The organism is Brasilonema angustatum (assembly GCF_059505445.1).
Genome location: NZ_JCACKO010000035.1, coordinates 1 through 15735, shown reverse-complemented (window position 1 = coordinate 15735; position 15735 = coordinate 1). Strand labels below are relative to the sequence as shown.

Here is a 15735-nt window from a genome sequence, read left to right as displayed (position 1 = left end):
TGAAACTTCATTACTGCTTTAGCTTTATTGAAAGCTAATATTAAGTAGTTTTATTTTTTTTAGGAAAAAACGTTTAAATTTGCCCAAAATTTTCCGAATTGTAAGGATTATTCTGTTGTTGCTATTGTTACTCAATTTGTAGATTTTTCTTACAATGGCGTTACTTCTGGCAACTGACGCAGGAAACCATACATCTACATGATGTGGTTGCCTATCATAAAGCAGTAGTCTCCACCAGTCGGCTAAGCTGTAAATGGGTGCTATTTCATAGAAGGCATTTTCAGTTTGATCTGAAGAGATTGCGAAGGAGCCAAACACTTGGGCTTCGTGAGGGGAAGGATTGAGGACAATTTCTTTTGCTAAAATTTCAGTTCCCTGCAGTAAAAGATCAGTTGTACATTCTTGCTCACTCAGGTGTGTTGTAATTTGCTCTGCAAATTCAACAGCAGCGTCTTGCATGACATATAATCCCCAATTAATCGCTTGTTCATTTTTTGGGGAACGAAGTACGGGAATATACTGCTCACCACATCGCTCGTAGCTCATTGTGCTACCATGATCCGCCGTAAGGAAAAGCTCAAACAAGCAAGTGTACTTGGAGATAAAATCGCGAGCACGCGGTGCACATACATCATAGAAATAAGCCTGTAAACGATCATTTTGAAATGGCTTAACCCGATGTTGAAAGGCAAAGTAAAAACCAAAAACGCCTGATTCTGGATACAGACCACCAATGTCAAGTAATCTACTAAAAGAGCGTTGTATGCGTCCAGTCCAGCCAACATCCACCAAACCAAAGGGAACTTCATCGCCTATTCCTTCCTGACGGAAGTAGCCAATCGCCTTCTTACGATAGGTCGCTACAGTTGAGATGATAACTTCAGTAACCTCCTTGTGAGTGAAAATCTGCTTTAGTAATTCACGTTCGTGTTGCTGAAGATTCAGATCCCATTTTGTTGCTGGAAAATCATAGAGACTCAAGATATCTTTAATTTGATCCGGTGATATGTTAACCCGGTCACAAATAGAACGAATTGAATAAAACTGACTGCCAGCCTCAGTGCCAAACAAAATCCAGTCAAGCTCGGCTTCGCCAATCTCTTGGATAGCAGGCAAATGCCATGCTTGACGAGAACCGTATAAGTAGCGGCAGTCGATTTTAAATCCCCAATTCCGGCAGATAACTTGAGCAATTTTTTGCAATATTTGCCCATCTCTGGCGACAAAGTATAGTCTTTGAATTCCTTTTTTTTGCGCTTCTACTAAGCACCAGTGAACGAAACCGAATAAGATCGGAGCGATCGCACTCGCTGTCGTGTCCCAAATAACTTGTTTATCAAGACTCGTTTCTTGAGACTGCAAACGGGTAAGTCTGGTAGCCCCAGCTAGGAGAGATCTAAATTTTAACGGCAGCCCAGTGCTGTCCGCTATTCGTTCCTCGTATCGATTGAGGTGGGTTTGAGTAAAAAATTCAAATGGAATACCAAGTTTTCTAGGAACTTTGACATCTGCGTGTTGGTTATCTCCAACATGAGACAACTGAGATGGTTTGAGCGATTCTTCTACCAAACAGTGTTGAAATAACTTGCCAGATTCTTTCTGAACCCCTACCTCTGATGAAACATACAAAGTACTGCCCGGTGTCCAGACATTGTTTTCTTTCAAGAAAGTCCGAATAACTTCTTCAGAAAGATAGTTATCTGAAATAAAGATTACTTGTTGGTTTGCTTGCTGGAGCGATTGAATTTTCTTTTGAGTTGCTGGTACTGGACGTAAACTCAATAGCTCAATTTCTATCTCCTTCTGTTTTGCCTTTTCCACTTCATCGGTTGACCAGTTTAAGGAAGGAGCAAGATGTGTATATATTTCTTTTAGTGTTACTTCATCAGTTAATGCAGTCTTTCTTGCAGTTATTTCAGCCTCTATTCTTAGGTGACACCAAGATTCTGGCGAAACCTGAATCAAATTGTCTTTTTGTAGTTGATTGCCTACTTCCAAGAAGAGGTGGGTTGGTCTAGCCCAAATCCGAACCAGGGATGTGTCAAATACGTCAAAAGAATAAACTATGTCTTTCATTAAGATTCCACCAATGTTGTTAGGGGATTCAACAAAAAGCCCAAGACTTGACTTATCTGTTTATTGCAGGTTCAGTCGGTACAACAGACTGTAGGTCAATTTTCGACAATGAATGCTCAAAATTCTGATAGAGTTGCAGATGCTTCTCAACACATACAGCCCTTGAAAAGTAATTTTCAACATCTCTTCTTGCCTGCTGACCCATTGCTTCTAAATCACTGGACAGCAATGCTTGGCGCAGAGCTTGGTTTAGTGCCTGTTGGTTAGTAGGTTCAACTAGGATACCGTTGCGTCCAGTCTGGATCATCTCTGGAACACCCCCTGTGGAAAAACCAATGACTGGAGTAGATGCGGCCATTGCTTCAAGAACAGTAAGTGGCAGGTTATCAGCAAGGGTACAGAAAAGCATAACGTCTGTTGCAGAGTAAACTTGAGCCAAAAAGTTAGGGTCTGAAATAAAACCCATTTCTCTGACCTCAACTCCCTCCAATGCCTGCCTCAACTCATCGTTACAATGTCCTACAGCTAGAACTATTGGAGACAAATCGCGCACACTTTGAAGGGCTGTAATTGCATACTTTACGCCCTTACGGGGATCAAACAGACCGTGTGCTGAAATAACAACTACTTTGCGGTGTTCTGGAATACCTAAACTATTTTTTGCATCAACCTTTTTCACAGAAGGAAAACATTGCAAATTAAGACCATTTGGAATAACAACAGGTGAAATTTTAAATTTAAGAGCCTGTTGAGCCTCTTGAAGCATCCAATGACTTGGAAATATGTAGCGAATATTGAATTTACTCGCAATCCATCGTTTAATTGTCTGAATTTCTCTTGTATGATCAGGTATTTTCTCTTTATTTTTCCCCTCAGGTAATTGAGGACACTTATGACAATCGCTAGTAAATTTATCACACCCCATTGGGTACACACAGCCACCAGTAAATGGAGAACAGTCATGTACCGTGAAAAAAGTGGGTTTGCGTCGAGAAGTTAGAGCGAGAGTGAGCGGAGATATGGCAGTATATAAATCATGAAAATGGACAACATCGTAATTATCGAGAATTCTGCTTAAGTTAAACCAGTATTCAACAGGAAACAACTCAGGGAAACCGTATTCCTTCGTCTTTTCATGAATTTTTTTACAAACCTTGAATCTAATACGTTGTGCGTAGAGACTGCGCTGGAATGAAAGAGGTTCTTTGAAGTTAAAGGCAATCAAATGGTCAGTTGGGTGACCTGCATCATTTAACCAGGTTGCAAGATCTTCAGCAACTCTACTTGCTCCACCTCCATTTCTATCTGACTTGCTAACAATAGCTATTTTCATAGGTTAGGGATAGTTAGTATATTTCAATTCATCTAAGTAGGACTAGAGATATCTTTTTTAAGTTTAATTAATGGCACTTCAAATTTAAAAATTCCGTACAACACATACCGAGCCAAAGCCTTGAAATAGACTTTCATAGCAGATTTACGAGGAGATAGTTTTAAATTCCAACCTGCATGAATTAAGCTACCTTTCCATATTTTTCTCTTTGCTAACTCTTCATAGAAGTAACGAGCTAGCTCTGCTATGTGAGAATATTTATTTTTTTCAATCTCTGTACGATTTTTTTCAGGTAATTGATGCATACACATATCAACTGTGTATTTGCCCTCCCAAATATTTTTACCTGTAAGCGCCAGTCGGCTTGTATCACTTCCTGAATGAACACGATAATAAGCAACTTGCCTATCTAGGGTAACCGCCTTGCCATACAGACCTGCTCTGAACCACATTTCCCAATCAGCAGTATGGCTCAGTGGCAGATAGAAACCGCCAATCTGCTCATAAACTTTGCGAGGTACAATCACAGTAGGCGTATGAATCGCATTTCTCACAGCCTGAATTGTTGGAAAGTCTGTTATTCTTCCATCTATGTTTGGAAGTGGTGACTCAGTGTGGATATGCTGATTCTTTTCATCAACAGAAATTGAAGGGCTAATTATTAAGGTAGCGTCTGGATGTGATTGCAAAAGTTCTGCATAGGATGAATAAAAGTCTGGTGCAATAAAATCATCACCATGAAGAATGTGAACAAACTGTCCTACACTACGCTGAATACAGGTATTGAAGTTACGAATTGCACCTACATTTTGAGGTTGACGATAGAAAGATACACGCCCTTTACCAATTTCTCTTACTACTGCTTCTGGGTCATCTTTAGTTGAGCAATCATCGACAACCTCTATTTGCATGTGTTTTAGTCCGGGATCTTGGGACAGAACACTCTCAAGAGTCTGAGCGAGATAGTTAGCACAGTTGTAAGTTGGAATCATCACTGACCACAAAGGACGGTGTGTACCTTCAGGTATAGGTTCAATCTGAGGGTATTCAATCTTTTGAGGTAGTTTCGACTTCATGGGAACTTGTGAAAGTTTTAACTTCATAGCATCGCCAATATAAACCTAAGTTTTTCTTACATAATTTTCCGTGATAATCACTTGATTGCTGGAGCCGTTTCATCCCATTGCACTTGGTATTTCGGTGTTACTTCACAAGCAAAAGAATTAGGATACCAACCGTAGGCAAACCAATTTTCGGAGTCATCTTGCATAAGATTAGTACCATAAAGCTTTGTTCTATTACTTCCTGGAACTACAGGAACAGATGAAATAGGCAAATAGGGACCAGTCAACTTATCTGCAACATAACAGTACAAAGAGAAATCGTTTGCTCCAGCCTTTGAATATATGTCAATAACTTTAGGATTTAATGTTCCTAACCAAGCTGATCCAAATAAATAATATTGATTGTTTTTAAAGATGATTTGAGGTCTTTCTATCTCAAAGAAAATACCTTCATCTGTCCCTTCAACTTTTGGATAGAGAATAGGTTCCATAAGAGTATAAGGTCCTTGAATATGCTCTGAAACAGCTATTCCGACACAACCCCTGTAACTTTCATGACCATAAGCCGCTGAAGCAGAGAAAATTATATAATAAAGCTCGCTAGAAGGACATTTGTACAGATAGGGATCTCGAAAGTGCCAGTGTTCAAACTCTGGCTTTGGCATAAGGAAAGGATTTAGTTCTTTTGCAGAACTATAATTTATATTGTCCGCAACAATTAAAGGCTCAGGCAATTTAAACCAGTTTTTACTATCTTCTGAAATAGCCAAGCCTATTTTCTCTTCAAAAAGCCTTGGAGATTTAGGGGACGCAGAATAGAATAGGTAATATAAACCATCTTCTACGTAGCAAGAACCTGCAAGGAGTCTTCCATTTTGCCATTCATACCTATCATCTATATTGAGAGCAACTCCTTGATAAATCCAGTTCTTTAAGTCATACGAGATAGAGTATCCAATACTTCCTGCTACCCAAAAAGGCTCTGCAAACTTATTGCCTAGTAAAAAAAACATTCTGTAGACATTCTTATCTTTGAGAATCCAAGGATCCCAACTTCTACACGCAATCTGTTTAAAAGGAAGATACTCCGTATGGAAGTACAACGCCTCTTTCTTATACACTTTAGGCTGCTCAAACATGAGAAAGAGAGCCTTTTCATAGGGAATTGTTAATGAGCGATTGACCGAGATTAAATTTCTCTTTAGTGAACCAATTTTTCTTTTAGCTTTTTCAAAGGTTGTAAGAGTTAAGGTTGTCAGAGTCATGGATGTTGTTGAGCTACTTCTAAATTAATAGTGAATGACAGTACCTACTTTTTTTATTGGCAAGAATTAGGTGTAGATAAACTTAATGAAGTTGAGAACAAAGACGCGCATTAATTCTTTATGGGTTCTGAATTATCCACTTCCAGTTAGGTCTAAATATGCCATCCCATTTTGATGTTATGAACTTCCTACCAATACCTTCTACGTTGACAACAGAAAAGCTTAGCTCCTTATTTATAATCTGTTTCACATTATGAATTCCTATATCAAGTTTTACAAGAAAATCGCCATTAGCAAGTGTGTTACCAGGTATCACTAATTCTGACACATGATACCCTACAGAAGTGTACTTAGAATCAAACGCAATGCAGTCGTCTATTCTACTATGAGCTAACAATTCACTCCGGATTGTATGGATACTGACTCCGATGATTAGGTCAGGTATATCTTTAGCAAGCTCGTATTCTAATCTAACTCTTATTTCCTTGTGATTTTGCAGTTCCGAGTTACCATTTTCATCTTGGTACACACAAACTTTGAATAGTTTCAGATGTTCGTCACCTTCAATACCAGTCCATGAGTTAGATAGTTGTAAGGAATTACTGGCAAGATAGTAATCAATTCCTTGTTGTATATCTCCAACGTAATTGACTTTTCCTGATTCAAGGAAGACAACTCTACTGCATAGTTGAGAAATAGCGGACATACTGTGGCTGACGAATAGAACTGTTCTCCCTCCTTGAGCTGCTACATCTTCCATTTTGCCAAGGCATTTTTTCTGAAATTGTGCATCTCCCACTGCCAGTACTTCATCTACAATCAAAATCTCTGGTTCCAAGTGAGCAGCAACTGCAAAAGCTAATCGCACATACATACCTGATGAATATCGCTTTACTGGCGTGTCTAAAAACTTTTCAATTTCTGCAAACGCCACAATTTCATCAAATTTGCGTTTAATCTCCACTTTGCTCATACCCAGAATCGCACCATTGAGAAAGATATTCTCTCGACCTGTTAACTCTGGGTGAAAACCTGTACCAACTTCTAATAAACTTGCGACACGTCCTTTAATAGAAATTCTACCCTTAGTCGGCTCTATAATCCGGCTTAAAACTTTTAATAATGTCGATTTTCCTGCACCGTTACGACCAAGAAAGCCAACCCTGTCGCCCTGCTTGATTTCAAACGAAACATCCTTCAACGCCCAAAATTCTTCACGGGTAGGCTTAGATGTCTTCTGAGCAGAAGGTTTCAGTAATTTTTTACCTAAAGACTTTGTCCCATCTGTGATCTTGTCACGTAAAGAATTATAGCTAGCACTCCCCCCTGTCTGCTGGTGACTCAGAACGTACTTTTTACTGAGATTTTCAACTCTAATGACTGTATCAGACACGTCATCCACTCCTCGCTAAATTACGTCAGCAAACTTGCGTTCCGTTTTGCGGAAATACCAGATTCCGCTCCATAGCAGCACGACCACAAAACTAACAGACAGCGCAAACCCTGGTAAATATATCTGCGACTCTCCGCCCAAAATTGCCCAGCGGAAACCGTCGATGACCCCTACCATTGGGTTGAGTGAATACAGCAGCAGCAACTGTTCAGAAAACCGTTGAGCAATAACCTTGCTGCTAAACCCTACAGGTGAAACATAAAGCCCAAACTGGACAATAAACGGCACAATGAACCGAAAATCTCGATACTTCACGTTTAATGCTGCTAACCACAACCCTGCTCCAATTGAGGCTGCAAACGCAATCAAAATAAATATTGGCAGAGTTAGAATGCGCCAGTCTGGCACAAAGTTATACCATGCCATCAATGCCAGTAAAATCATGCCAGAAACCAAAAAGTCTACGAAGCTGACAATCACTGCACTCGTCGGCACAATCAACCGAGGAAAGTAGACTTTAGAAACCAGGTTGGCGTTGTTAATTAAGCTGTTGCTACACTCAGTTAGCGCACCGGAAAAGAACTGCCAAGGCAACAGCGCTGAAAATACCATAATTGGGTAAGGTGCATCACCCTCAGATGGAAGCTTAGCTATATTGCCAAACACAACTGTGAACACAACCATTGTCAAAAACGGTCGAATCAGTGCCCAAGCGAGTCCGATCGCCGTTTGTTTGTAGCGCACTAAAATGTCACGCCATGCAAGAAAGTAGAACAGTTCCCGGTATGTCCACAAATCTTTCCAGTACTGCTTTTCAGCCCTACCTGCCTCGATTGTGAGTTCTTTTGTGTTCATCTACTTACCTGTATATTGCATCAATTAGATAACGGGCGATTGTTTGCAGCCAAAAGATTTGAAAATTCAGAGAAAACACCGTTGTCATTCCTCTTATTACTTCTTTACACAGACCTTAATATCAGGAAGTATTTGTATCTTTTTTACGTCTTCATCTAATCTTTACAATGCATCTGACATGAAATTTCTGCTAGTTCTCGGACAGCAATGTAGAACAAGCAATAGCGCTAATTATCAAATTTCTTTAAAACCTAGAACTTACGCACGCGCTACGAAAAAGAGTGGGTTGCGATTGCTTCCCTATGCCCTCCCTTGCCCGCTGCGCTAACGGTCGCAATGACTATAACTACGTTGTTCGTGCGTAAGTCCTGAAACGTTATGAACCAAGCACCAATTCTAAATTTCTTTGCCAGGTAGGCAAAGCTAACCCAAATCTGCAAGAGATTTTTTGAGTATCTAATGAAGAATAAGCTGGTCTGGTTGCTGGGGTCGGATATTGCTCTGAGGGGATTGCTACCAAGTTCTTTAGCTTATGCTCACTGCGTTTGGAGTCAAGTTCAAAAATCGCTTTTGCAAAGCCATACCAACTTGTCTGACCAGTAGCTGTCAGATGATATATCCCACTCTTATTGCTCAAAAAACCAATCAAATCCTGTTTTCCTTGAGAGAGAATTTGTGCTGTAGATTCTGCAATCATCCGGCTCCAAGTTGGTGCTCCCACTTGGTCATCTACAACTCTTATTTCTTCACGCTCTGGTGCTAATTTTAGCATTGTTAACAAAAAGTTTTTACCTCTCAAGCCATAGACCCAACTTGTTCTCAGGATTAAATAAGGCACACCAACTGCTTGAATTGCCTTTTCACCAGCTAGTTTTGTTTTTCCGTAGATATTTTGCGGATCAGGTTCGTCTTGCTCTGTGTATGGTGTCGCTTGATGACCGTTGAACACGTAATCTGTTGAGTAATGAATCACTCCTGCTCCCAACTGCTTGGCTGCTTCTGCAATCACACCAGGTGCAGTTCCATTGACAGCCATTGCTAATTCAGGTTCTGATTCTGCGTTGTCCACTGCAGTGTATGCCGCTGGATTTACAATTAAGTCAGGCTGAACTTCACGAATCACATGACGAATACTGTCAGGCTGAGACAGATCCATGAGTAGACCACAAGAGGAGATTTGATGTCCCACAGAAATGACTTCTCCAAGAGTCATCAAAGTTCGTTGCAGTTCCCAACCAACTTGACCTGTGCTGCCTGTTAAGAGTATTCTGGTCACGCAAAGACCTCCGCCTGTTTGAGGAGTTTACCCGCTTTATCTTTGGCAGAGAGAATGGGTTCTTCTTTGAGGGGCCAGGCGATCGCCACATCAGGATCATTCCACAAAATACTACGTTCATATTCAGGTGCGTAATAGTCTGTCGCTTTATAAAGCGTCTCAGCATATTCTGATAACACCAAGAAGCCGTGAGCAAAACCTGCTGGTATCCATAGTTGCTGCTTGTCCTTAGCGTTCAGATGAACCCCAACCCATTGACCGAAATATTTAGAACTCATTCTCAAGTCCACGGCGACATCAAACACTTCACCAACCACAACTCTCACCAATTTCCCTTGAGGTTGCTTGATTTGATAGTGCAAACCGCGTAGTACGTTCTTCACTGAACGAGAGTGATTGTCTTGTACAAAGTGTTCTACAACATTTGTCTTTTCTCGCCAAACTTGTTCATTATAACTTTCGTAAAAAAAGCCACGCTCATCTTCAAAAACTCGTGGTTCAATCAGCAATACATCAGGAATTTCGGTCTGTATAACCTTCACAGTCCTACCTTCTTAGTTTCTGTAAATTCCTGCTTCAAGTAATGGGCGGATCTCACCGGATTGACCTGCTGAACTTGAGTCGTACGGATATCACCATTGATCATATCCATTATATAACGCCCATAGCTGCTGTTAGCTAATGGTTTAGCAAGTTGATAGAGTTGGTCTGCATTGATATATCCTTGGCAGTAGGCAATTTCTTCAATACAAGCTATTTTCAAGCCTTGCCGTTGTTCCAAAGTTTGAATAAAGCTAGCAGCCTGATGAAGAGATTCATGGGTACCCGTATCTAACCAAGCATAGCCTCGACCTAAAATTTCAACTTTGAGTTGTCCTCTACGGAGATACACTTGGCTTAGCTCAGTGATTTCTAGCTCATTGCGGGCTGAGGGTTTAAGTTGAGATGCAATTTCACAAACCTGAGCATCATAAAAGTAAATACCTGGTACAGCATAGTTAGACTTGGGAAACTTAGGCTTTTCTTCTAAACTCACGACCTGACCTGCTGCGTCAAATTCAACCACTCCATATCGCTCTTGTTCAGCAACTCGATAACCAAAAATTAGTCCGCCCTCACGCAACTGTGCTGCACGAGTGAGTACATCAATTAGACCATGTCCGTAGAAGATATTATCACCTAAAATCAGGCATACGGAGTCGTTGTCGATAAAATCTTTACCTAAAATGAATGCCTGTGCTATTCCTTCAGGCTTTGGTTGCTCAACATAGCTAAACTTAAGACCCCACTGGCTACCATCGTGCAGAAGTTGTTGAAACAGTGGCAGATGGCTGGGCGTAGAGATGATGAGAATTTCACGAATCCCAGCCAACATGAGAGTAGACAAGGGGTAGTAAATCATTGGCTTATCATAAACAGGCATCAGTTGTTTGCTGACCACTTGAGTCAGTGGATACAACCGCGTACCAGAACCGCCAGCTAAAATAATGCCCCTCATGCTTAACTCCTCAGATATTTCAGGATTTGGCTTTTGTTGATCAGACTGTTTCTCTGTCTGCGTAGTTCTCCTGAATCCAACTTTGGTAAGCGCCAGATTGCACTTGCTCAACCCACGTTAAATTGCTCAAGTACCACTGAATTGTTTTGAGCAAACCACTCTCAAAATTCTCCTTTGGCTGCCAACTCAGTTCCTTGACGATTTTACTGCAATCTATTGCATACCGTCGGTCGTGACCTGGGCGATCTTTCACAAAAGTCATCAAAGACGAGTGACACAAACCTGGTTTGGGAGCTAATTCATCGAGGATTGCACAAATTTTCGCTACCACTGTTAAGTTTGTTTGCTCATTATTACCACCAATATTATAGGTCTCTCCAATAGAGCTATTTTTTAAAACCAGGTAAAGAGCTTCGCAATGATCCATAACATACAGCCAATCTCTGATATTCTTTCCATCACCGTAGATTGGTAAAGGTTTCTCGTTTAAAGCATTGAGAATGATCAGAGGAATCAGTTTTTCGGGAAACTGGCGTGGACCATAGTTGTTTGAGCAGTTGGTTATTAAAGTGGGGAGACCATAGGTGTGAAAGTAAGCTCTGACGAGATGGTCTGAACTTGCTTTTGATGCAGCATAGGGACTATTAGGAGCATATGGAGTATTTTCCTGAAAGGCTGGATCAGTTGGACTTAATGTGCCGTACACTTCATCTGTAGATACGTGCAAAAAACGGAATTGCTCTCGCTTTTGCGGGGATAATTTTTCCCAGTAAGCTCTGCTAGCTTCTAAAAGTTGGAATGTTCCAACTACGTTTGTTTGAATAAAATCTTGGGGATTGAGAATTGAGCGATCGACATGGCTCTCAGCAGCAAAGTTGATGATTGCATCTGGTTGGTACTGCTCCAGAACATGAAGTATCAGTTTAATATCACCAATATCTCCACGAACAAAATGATATCCTGAATCATCCTGTAAATCTTTTAGATTTTGAGGATTGCTTGCGTAGGTCAGTTTGTCGATATTGATAATATTAGCCCAAAGTTTTTTTCTAGCTTTCAAGATGAAGTTAGAACCGATGAAACCTAATCCACCAGTTAGCAAAAAAGTTTGCATCTTCCTAGTTTGTTCTTAACTACAGAGGTTTTCGCAGGTTAAAATTTTGCTCGAAAACTCTGTCTTACATACATAGCTTAACTTTGGGCAATTTAAATCGCTACAAAATTCAATCAAAAATTGCTTGATTTTTTAGATTCGTATGTCTCTGTGACAATGGATCAGGGTGCTTATACCAGTTAAAAAAAAGAATGCAACAGATGAAGCCAAAGCCACTCCCCAACCCTGATATTAGTCACCACAAGGGGCGTAAGGGTGCGCAAAGAGCGCGGGTGGGGTATCTGTCGCAAACATTTTTTAAAATGGTATTGCTTCCAACTTCATCATGGCTGTGTCAGCACTCACTCCTTCAGGGTATCTCCTGCAGCCCTATGCCTGGAGGGCACGATCTTTATAACGCTTGCCTTGAACGTAGTATTTAGGGCACTTAGTCTGGTCAGATATGGCTTTCCAAACCCCCGCTTTTAAATATAGGGTTTCTGACACTCTTCAAGAGTTTTCTTAATACTCAGGAGATTTTCATCAGAAAGTCTCCTGATAATACAATGCAATTGTGTCCTCAAAGCTAGTGTGCCAATCGTTCCCGATGGATAAGAGTGGGTATCAAATACTAACTAAGTTCTTGTTGGCTAGTCACAATGTCTGCTGGCAATGAACTTTGTTATTGCAAAAGGTTAGCCACTTTAATATCACCACAGTTAGCAATCTACTAATCTCTCCATCCTAAGTACCGTTCACGAATATGGAATGGCGTACTGATTAACGAAGTTGAAGTCAATAGTTGCTTAAAAGCCAACCAAAGAAACGGTGGAATAGTCTTGGTATAGCGTTTACAAAGGCGACGGGGTTCTTGTATCCATCGATAAAGCCATTCCAAACCAGAATCCCGCACCATGCGTGGTGCTCTTTTATGGAGGCCTGCATAAACTGGGAAAGCACCACCCAGCCCAACCATGACTGCTTGAATTCTATCCTTGTGCTGAGCCATCCAATTTTCTTGTTTGGGACATCCTAAACAGACAAACACCAAACCAGCACCGCTGGAATTGATTCTTTCGATGAGTGCTTTATCTTCAGTTGATGTCAGGGGACGAAAAGGCAAAGGTTCCATCGCTGCAATCTTCAGGTTAGGAAATTCCTGAATTAACCTTTCTCTCATCCGAGAAAGAATCTCTGTTTGAGAGCCCACGAAATAAACGCTGACATTCAGTTTTTGAGCAAGCGCACACGATGCCTGTAGAATATCAATTCCTGCTACACGGTCTTGGTATTTAACCCCCAAAAGTTTCATCATCCACACCACAGGCATACCGTCAGGAGTGACAAGATCTGCATTCTTCAGTACAGTTCCAAAGTCTGGATTCCAATATGCCTCCATCAGCATATGTACGTTTGCAACACATACAGTTTTACTTTCATGTGCGATCGCCCATCGCAACATTGTTCGTATCTGATCATCTAAGCGTAAGGCAGTAATCGGAAAATCTAATACTCTTTGAGTCGGTAGAAAAGCTCTTCCTACCATAAGTCACTCCTTGTGTCTAACAGAGAACAAATCATCTTTATGACCTTTCCAAACTTTGAAGTGTGTCAGTCTATCTCACTGGACTGACTCGTTTCAACTTTTAGTACACGGTCGAAAGTTAACACATGGAGATGCAGTAGCTTTTACTATAAATCGCCGACTTCCCTGGTATGAAGAATTTATTTACATTAGCCTGTATAGTACTCTACTCTAAAATTCTACTTCTTTAAGCATATTTTATTAACCTTTACATTAATTTCATATTTTAATTACATTAATTTCATATTTCAATTACATTAACTTTGTATTTTTTTGTATTAAAGAAAGAAATATTTGATGAGTAAATACATTGAAATCTGCTCAGCGAGATCACAGACAATCAAGCCTATAATATTTGATGCTTAATCATTACAAAAGAACTGTTATTTAAGATACAAACTTGCTGGATCAAAATCCATAAATGATTGCTTTATCAAGTTAATAACTCTTTATATTCAACTTTCACACCCTATGTAGCGTGCCATGACAAACTATGTTGTCTTTGCTAAAAAATAAAAAATTTAGGGGGAAGAGAATTTTATCTTCCCCCTGTCTTTGTTTTTTCTTTTTCCCTTGTTTTATACTATCTGCTTGATTGTCTTTCTCGAGTTTTTTACCTTCTTTAAGTCTTTTCCGGAGCATTTGATGTTGTTTTTGAAGTTGTCTCTGCCTTGCCGAGCCCCCTCTTCCCTTGTCATTTCTACCTTCTTGCCGAGGAGATTCCCATCTTTTTAGTCGCATTTTAGTTGTCCTTTCATATGCTTGGCAAATGAAACATGATTTCAATAACTCAAGCTCTATAACTACCAAAAAATAGGCTAGTTTATTTCTATTCTTTTAGTTAATTATAATAAATAAGATTTTAAATTTCTTCAATATTCAAATGAAAAAAACATCACTAGAGAATGAATACATATTATTTAACTAGCAACGAATCAATCGCAGAATTTCTATTTTAAGTTTTTTTAGGCTGACCTACTTAACCACAACACCTTACACTAAAGTTTACACGATATATTATTCACTATGTCTTAACCGTTATCCGGAATGAATTCTATATATCTACGGAAAAAACACATAAAGATATCTAATCAAGTTCATTCTTGGCAGAAAAGGTTTTGACTATGCATACAGTTATGTTCCTAGCCCTAATTTGCTTTCAAGCGATCTATATTCCGCAGTTATACATCCACATAACTCTAAGTAAGTCGGCCTGGAAATTTCTAACTATGTAACGAAAAGTTAAAGGCGGCAGCCAAAGTGAAATTTAATATGTTCTGTACTATGTTTTCCTCTTTCTTACAACAGTCGCCAACTCGCCCAAAAATTAGAAAGCGATTGCCTAGGGCAGACCTAGCTAGCCCCTAAGGGGGCGCTACGCAAACGCTTAACGCTCAATAAAACTGAGTCCCGACAGATTAAGACGGGTACTCAAAAAAAGGGGAGCCAGTGCCTTGGGCGGCTCTGCCGACTTGAAGCAACTGGCGTGGTAAATTGGAAGCGAGCAAGGAAAAGTCACAAAGGCAACCAAGACCCGATAGCACGAGCAAACAAGCAAGCAGACCTAGATATATTGGAATTATCTGCTGCTGCCGGAGACATAAACCTAAAATATTTGGATGAATCAGGGTTTTGTGTATGGAGCGAACCAGGTTATACCTATTACTTTAAGGGTGAGCAAAAACGCTTAGAGCAAAAAAACGTCGTGGTCGCAGATTAAGTATTATTGGCTTTGTTCAACCTTTAATCAGTTTTTTTACGCTCTGGTAATTGGAGGTGTCAATCGCAAATCTTACATCCATATGATGGAGAAAGAAGCGCTTGAAGCCCAAAAAACTGGACGTATGAAAGTAATAGTACAAGACAACGGTTCCATACATAGATGCAAGGAAGTTCAGCAGTTATGGAAAAAGTGGCAGCACATGGGTTTATACATTTTCTTTTTACCAAAATATTGCTCCCAACGGTTCCAATTGAATTGGAGTGGCAACACTTAAAAAAAGATCAGCTATCTGGGCAAATATTTGATGATGAGTTCAACGAGTGCTTATGCGGTCATTGATGGTGTTACAGCTAGGGGAGAAAAAGGAAACTATAGTACGCAACGTGTAAAATTTAACTCTAATGCCTATAGTTAAGTTTTCGTTACATAGTTTGAAATTTTTTCGCCTACCTACTTATTAGAAAATCGATTGTGACAGTTGGCAGAATGCCAGATAAACGAACAAAAGGCAGTTGCTAGATTTAGCAACTGCCTTTTGTAATGAGTTGAAATCAAATCCTGGCATCGAGCTATT

The 15735-nt window shown here is 40.1% G+C and carries 14 protein-coding genes; 2 read left to right on the top strand and 12 right to left on the bottom strand.

Features of this window, described 5'->3' with window-relative positions; genetic code table 11:
- Positions 1-24: 24 nt before the first annotated feature.
- From AC5JM2_RS08795 to AC5JM2_RS08740, 12 genes are all read right to left on the bottom strand, one after another.
- Positions 25-2076, bottom strand: a complete 2052-nt coding sequence (locus AC5JM2_RS08795) for an HAD family hydrolase (RefSeq protein WP_495834514.1) — start codon at positions 2074-2076, stop codon at positions 25-27.
- Positions 2077-2128: 52 nt separating this feature from the next.
- Complete coding sequence (locus AC5JM2_RS08790) at positions 2129-3409, bottom strand: glycosyltransferase (RefSeq protein ID WP_495834513.1); 1281 nt, start codon at positions 3407-3409, stop codon at positions 2129-2131.
- Positions 3410-3441: 32 nt separating this feature from the next.
- Positions 3442-4401 carry a glycosyltransferase gene (locus tag AC5JM2_RS08785; protein ID WP_495834547.1) on the bottom strand — a complete coding sequence of 320 codons (960 nt, stop codon included), beginning with the start codon at positions 4399-4401 and terminating at the stop codon, positions 3442-3444.
- Between the two features lie 161 nt (positions 4402-4562).
- Positions 4563-5738: a glycoside hydrolase family protein gene (locus tag AC5JM2_RS08780; protein WP_495834512.1), complete on the bottom strand. Its 1176-nt coding sequence runs from the start codon at positions 5736-5738 to the stop codon at positions 4563-4565.
- 118 nt (positions 5739-5856) lie between these two features.
- Positions 5857-7131, bottom strand: coding sequence for an ABC transporter ATP-binding protein (locus AC5JM2_RS08775; RefSeq protein WP_495834511.1), 1275 nt, complete (start codon positions 7129-7131; stop codon positions 5857-5859).
- A 15-nt stretch (positions 7132-7146) separates the two neighbouring features.
- Positions 7147-7986 (bottom strand): ABC transporter permease, encoded by an 840-nt coding sequence (locus AC5JM2_RS08770; RefSeq protein WP_495834510.1) that lies wholly within the window; start codon positions 7984-7986, stop codon positions 7147-7149.
- Positions 7987-8362: 376 nt separating this feature from the next.
- Entirely contained in the window at positions 8363-9262 is a 900-nt protein-coding gene (rfbD, locus tag AC5JM2_RS08765; RefSeq protein WP_495834509.1) for a dTDP-4-dehydrorhamnose reductase, read from the bottom strand.
- On the bottom strand, positions 9259-9804 hold the full coding sequence (gene rfbC, locus AC5JM2_RS08760; protein WP_495834508.1) for a dTDP-4-dehydrorhamnose 3,5-epimerase: 546 nt from the start codon (positions 9802-9804) through the stop codon (positions 9259-9261). The genes rfbD and rfbC overlap by 4 nt, the downstream gene beginning before the upstream one ends.
- A complete protein-coding gene (rfbA, locus tag AC5JM2_RS08755; protein ID WP_495834507.1) occupies positions 9801-10760 on the bottom strand; it encodes a glucose-1-phosphate thymidylyltransferase RfbA in 960 nt (319 codons plus the stop codon). The genes rfbC and rfbA overlap by 4 nt, the downstream gene beginning before the upstream one ends.
- Positions 10761-10800: 40 nt before the next feature.
- Positions 10801-11874, bottom strand: a complete 1074-nt coding sequence (gene rfbB / locus AC5JM2_RS08750; RefSeq protein ID WP_495834506.1) for a dTDP-glucose 4,6-dehydratase — start codon at positions 11872-11874, stop codon at positions 10801-10803.
- 709 nt (positions 11875-12583) lie between these two features.
- Positions 12584-13399 (bottom strand): WecB/TagA/CpsF family glycosyltransferase, encoded by an 816-nt coding sequence (locus tag AC5JM2_RS08745; RefSeq protein WP_495834505.1) that lies wholly within the window; start codon positions 13397-13399, stop codon positions 12584-12586.
- Between the two features lie 501 nt (positions 13400-13900).
- Entirely contained in the window at positions 13901-14179 is a 279-nt protein-coding gene (locus tag AC5JM2_RS08740) for a hypothetical protein (RefSeq protein WP_495834504.1), read from the bottom strand.
- 745 nt (positions 14180-14924) lie between these two features.
- Between AC5JM2_RS08740 and AC5JM2_RS08735 the strand changes: the two genes are divergently transcribed.
- Both AC5JM2_RS08735 and AC5JM2_RS08730 read left to right on the top strand, forming a co-directional pair.
- A complete protein-coding gene (locus AC5JM2_RS08735; protein WP_495834503.1) occupies positions 14925-15158 on the top strand; it encodes a hypothetical protein in 234 nt (77 codons plus the stop codon).
- Complete coding sequence (locus AC5JM2_RS08730) at positions 15154-15435, top strand: transposase (RefSeq protein WP_495834546.1); 282 nt, start codon at positions 15154-15156, stop codon at positions 15433-15435. The genes AC5JM2_RS08735 and AC5JM2_RS08730 overlap by 5 nt, the downstream gene beginning before the upstream one ends.
- Positions 15436-15735: the final 300 nt, after the last annotated feature.